At 46.0% G+C, this 1,346-nt stretch carries 1 protein-coding gene; it reads left to right on the forward strand.

Annotated elements, in window-relative coordinates; genetic code table 11:
- The first annotated feature begins 109 nt into the window (after positions 1–109).
- A complete protein-coding gene (gene istA, locus C230_RS0100125; protein ID WP_018130089.1) occupies positions 110–1,195 on the forward strand; it encodes an IS21 family transposase in 1,086 nt (361 codons plus the stop codon).
- Positions 1,196–1,346: the final 151 nt, after the last annotated feature.

A 1,346-nucleotide genomic window follows, 5' to 3' on the forward strand; every position in this document is an offset into this window, starting at 1 on the left:
ACAAATAAAACTCAACAACATTTACCTCATGCTTCCTTTTTCCTATCATGATGTTTGGAAATTTAGCATCTGGAGTGAGGAAAGCATGAGGTATGCGGAAAGGTGGTAAATGTATTTATCCATTCATCAGTTTAAAAACTTGGGATTGAATGTTTCTCAGATTGCAAGAAAGTTGGGAGTATCGAGAAATACCGTCTACAAGTATTTGGAGATGACATCCGATGAAATGCATCAACGGCTGGAGGAGATGAAAACAAGAGAGAAAAAACTGGATCCGCATGAACAAGAAATCCTCACATGGCTGCGGGAATATCCGGACCTCTCCGCTGCACAAATCTTTGACTGGTTAAAAGAACGATACGGAGACATTCGAGTCAGTGAGGGGACGGTCCGGAACTATGTGAGATCTCTCAGGAAGAAGCACAACATCCCGAAAGAGATCCATCGCAGGCAGTATGAGGCTGTAGAAGACCCTCCTATGGGCGAGCAAATGCAAGTGGATTTCGGAGAAACAAGAATGGAGAATGCGCAAGGACATGGGGTCAAACTATGGTTCATGAGCTTTGTTCTCTCTCATTCCCGGTATAAATACGTGGAGTGGCTGGATCGCCCGTTTACGACAGTGGATGTGATTCAGATCCATGAACGGGCGTTCGGATACTTTGGAGGGATGCCTAAAGAAATCATGTATGACCAGGATCATCTTCTCTTGACCAGTGAAAACCACGGAGATCTCATCTTCACGCATGAATTTGCCCGATATGTGCAGCAACGAGGTTTTCGGATTTATATGTGCCGCAAACAGGATCCTGAAAGTAAAGGGCGTGTGGAAAATGTTGTGAAATATGTCAAGCAAAACTTTGCCAAGCATCGTACGTTTGCCAATCTGGATGCCCTCAATGAGCAATGCCTTGCCTGGCTTGTCAGAACAGCCAATGGGATCGTCCACCATACGACCAAAAAAATACCGGCGGAAGTGTTTCAGGAAGAAAGGAAACATCTCCGACCGATCCAAGAAAAAATCCAAAAACCCTCTGCCACCAGTTTAACAAGGCGGGTTCGAAAGGACAATACCATCCTGTTTGAGGGCAACCGGTATTCCGTTCCCTTGGGAACTTACGACGGTCCTGAGACATCCGTCGGGATCCAAGTAACGGATGAGCAAGAACTCATTATCTATGACCTGAATCCGTGACGCTGTCCGCAAGTATCAGGCCAGGCTTCATTTTGTTTTGAATTTGATCCTTCGGTTACTCGAATTTTGGCTCTGGATCACACACATTTCGTCCTTTGGATGGCGTCATGACCTGCGTGTTCCGTTTTCCGGCAATACGAAACCAGCCCCC

It is taken from the genome of Effusibacillus pohliae DSM 22757, assembly GCF_000376225.1.
Lineage (GTDB): Bacteria > Bacillota > Bacilli > Tumebacillales > Effusibacillaceae > Effusibacillus > Effusibacillus pohliae.

Coding starts and splice junctions, on each gene's coding strand:
- istA (WP_018130089.1), top strand. CDS start 110: ATGTATTTATCCATTCATCAGTTTAAAAACTTGGGATTGAATGTTTCT.